4 protein-coding genes are annotated in these 2,961 nt (G+C 67.3%); 2 read left to right on the plus strand and 2 right to left on the minus strand.

What is annotated here, in order from left to right:
* Positions 1-451, minus strand: a 451-nt coding sequence (locus ON23_RS28220) for a DUF6597 domain-containing transcriptional factor (protein WP_039781970.1), incomplete at its 3' end; no start/stop codon positions are given.
* 144 nt (positions 452-595) lie between these two features.
* Between ON23_RS28220 and mscL the strand changes: the two genes are divergently transcribed.
* Complete coding sequence (mscL, locus tag ON23_RS28225; RefSeq protein ID WP_039781968.1) at positions 596-1,057, plus strand: large conductance mechanosensitive channel protein MscL; 462 nt, start codon at positions 596-598, stop codon at positions 1,055-1,057.
* 20 nt (positions 1,058-1,077) lie between these two features.
* Here mscL and ON23_RS28230 read toward each other — a convergent pair whose 3' ends face one another.
* Complete coding sequence (locus ON23_RS28230; protein ID WP_039781969.1) at positions 1,078-1,650, minus strand: TetR/AcrR family transcriptional regulator; 573 nt, start codon at positions 1,648-1,650, stop codon at positions 1,078-1,080.
* Between the two features lie 129 nt (positions 1,651-1,779).
* Here ON23_RS28230 and ON23_RS28235 point away from each other — a divergent pair, with 129 nt between their 5' ends.
* Positions 1,780-2,778, plus strand: coding sequence for a serine hydrolase (locus tag ON23_RS28235; RefSeq protein ID WP_051043484.1), 999 nt, complete (start codon positions 1,780-1,782; stop codon positions 2,776-2,778).
* Positions 2,779-2,961: the final 183 nt, after the last annotated feature.

A 2,961-nucleotide genomic window follows, 5' to 3' on the forward strand; every position in this document is an offset into this window, starting at 1 on the left:
CCCCCGCATCCAGCCGGCGCACGATCCGCGCCACCACCGGGTCGGGCGGGGCGGTCGCCGCCGCACAGCGGCGGGCCACCTCCTCGAGTCCGCGCAGCGGATCCGGCGCCGCCGCGACCACATCGGCCAGCACGCGAGCCCGCCGCGACGACCACAACTCGTCCAGCTCGGCGCGGCGATCCAGCAGTTCCTGCGCACGTACGCCGAGCAGCCCCGGGGCGGTGCCCGGCGCGAAACGGATCCCGTACACGGTCTGCGCGGCCGCGCCACTGCGGTAGGCGCGGGTATCCGGCCCGGCCACCACCAGCCGACCACCGAGCCACAGCAGATCCATACAGCCGTCCGGCAACACCGTGGCCGACTCCGCCGTCACCTCCCGCTGCCACACCATCGCGCCCGCGGACGCCCGCGAGCGGCGTTCGCGATAGAGCCCCGGCGAATTCTCGGCCACGCCGGAAAGGTTATCGTCCGGGACCGACGGATTCGGATCCGAACACGTGATCGAGCCCACATCGAGTTGCTGCTGGTTCGCTGCTCGCCGTTAGACTGCCGGTCCGAGACAGCGTGATGTGTTCGGATCGATCGTGAGGCTGACATGCTCAAAGGGTTCAAAGACTTCCTGATGCGCGGCAACGTCATCGAATTGGCGACCGCGGTGGTGATGGGTACGGCCTTCACCGCGATCGTCACCTCGGTGACGAAGGGAATCGTCGAGCCGCTGCTGGCGGTCGTGGGCACCAACGGGCAGCTCGGATTGGGCGTGCAACTGGTCGCCGGAAAACCGGCCACGTTCATCGCCGTCGGACCGATCATCAGCGCGGCCATCAATTTCCTCATGGTGGCGACGGTGTTGTATTTCGTGCTCATTCTTCCGATGAACACCTTGCAGAAACGGTTCAGCCGCAAGAAGAAGGCCGTCCCGACCCAAACGGAATTGTTGATCGAAATCCGCGATCTGCTCGCCGGCCGGAACGAAACCGCCACCACCGACGCCGTCGTCGACACCGACGCGACCGAAGCGCAGCGCCGGGTGGCCGAGATGGTTCACGAACGCTGAGCCGAATATCGTTGTCGTCGTTACATTTTCGCTCCGACGAAGTCGACGGTGGCGACCATCTGCCGGGCCAGCTGTTCGGGATCGGTGCCGCCGAGTTCGGAGTCGGTGAGCGCGCCCTCGCGCCACAGTGACGCGAAGCCGTGCACGAGCGACCAGGCCGCCAGTTCGGTCGCCGGTCGCGCCGATTCCGCGACGCCCAGTTGGGCTACGCCGGAACGCAACTCCTCGCCGGAAACGGTGCGCGCCGCGATCAGCTCCGGGTCGTCGGCCCGCAGCAGGTCGTGGCGGAACATGACGTCGAAATGCCCGGGATGGCGACGCGCGAAGCGGATGTAGGCGACCGCCATCTCCCGGAAATCGTCGCGGGCGCCACGCAATTCGTCGGCCAGCAGCTCGTATCCGCGGATCGCGAGCGCGGTGAGCAAACCCTGCCGATTGCCGAAATGGTGGGCGGGCGCGGCATGTGAGACACCGGCGCGCTGGGCCAGCGCTCGCAGCGACACCGCGTCGACGCCGTCGGCAGCGATCTGCTCGGCCGCCGCCGTCAGCAGCGTTTCCCGCAGATCTCCGTGGTGGTAGGAGCTCTTGGTCACCCGACGATCGTGGCGCAGGGACCGGGTCCGCGTCCACCAACACGCCCGACAGCGACCGCACCGTGAACCGACAGCGTTCTACCAACCGGCCCTCGAGCTGTACACAGCTGCGCGCGGTTTCTGGAAGATATGAACACTCTGTCCGGCCGTCCACGCCGGCGCGCACTCGCTGTCGCGGCATTCGCTGTGGTACTCGCGATTTCGGGAATCGTGGTGGCGCATGTGGCGACCGGAACCGCCGCGGCACATCCCGGTTCCGGCACCGTCGGCGCGGTGGCGGACACCGTCGGCGCCGATGCCCCGGCGATCCCCACTGCGGCCCAGCCGATTTCGCCGAATCCGGTGGCGCAGCAGATTCGCAACACGATCCTCACCGCCGAACCCGGCAGCCAGGTGGGTATCGACGTGGTCGACACCAGCACCGGGGCCACCCTCGTGGGGCTGAACACCGATCAGCAGTTCTACACGGCATCGGTGGTCAAACTACTGATCGCCCTCGACGAGCTGAAAAGCCTGAACTGGCAGCCGGATCCGGATACCGCCGCGCTGCTGTCGCAGATGCTGTCGGCCAGCGACGACGATATCGCCGACGCGCTGTGGGATACCGACGGCGGCCCCGACATCGTGGCCCGCGTCGCGGCGGATATCGGACTCGGCGCCACCGAGCCGCCGGACGATCCGGCTCAGTGGGGTGAAACACTCACCACCCCGGCCGATGTGGTGCGGATCTATCACTACATCGGTGCCGAGATCCCGCAGCCGGCCCGCGATCTGATCCTCACCGCGCTGCATCAGGCGAGCGCGACCGCCGCCGACGGAACCGATCAGTACTTCGGGATTCCCGACGCCCTCACCGGGACCGACTGGGCGATCAAACAGGGCTGGATGTCGCTGGACGACTCGACGACGCTGAATACGACCGGACTGGTTTCCGCAGACCCGGCCCGGCCCGGCCGCTATGTGGTCGTCGTGCTTACCACCCAGCCCGCCGGAACGGCGTGGACCACCGGCGGCGCGGCCGTCACCGCCGCGGTCGCCGCCCTGCGGCAGACCCTCGCTCCGACCTCGGCGGTTGCCGCCGCTTCCGCCGAAACTGTAACATGTTCTAGAACTTGCCCTGTCGGCTAGATGTAGCGAACTCGGCAGAACATCCAGCTCGCACGTTCCGCCTGGAAGGTACTGCCGGATCGCTGTGAGCTGGTATGACAAAAGAACGAATCGCGGATCGCCTCCTGCTTCATAGCAAGCAGCGGGGCGAACCGCTATTTACTTACGGGTGGTGCGGCGGCTAGTCTGACGCCGATACCGATC

The organism is Nocardia cerradoensis NBRC 101014 (assembly GCF_000308535.1).
GTDB classification, from domain to species: domain Bacteria; phylum Actinomycetota; class Actinomycetes; order Mycobacteriales; family Mycobacteriaceae; genus Nocardia; species Nocardia cerradoensis.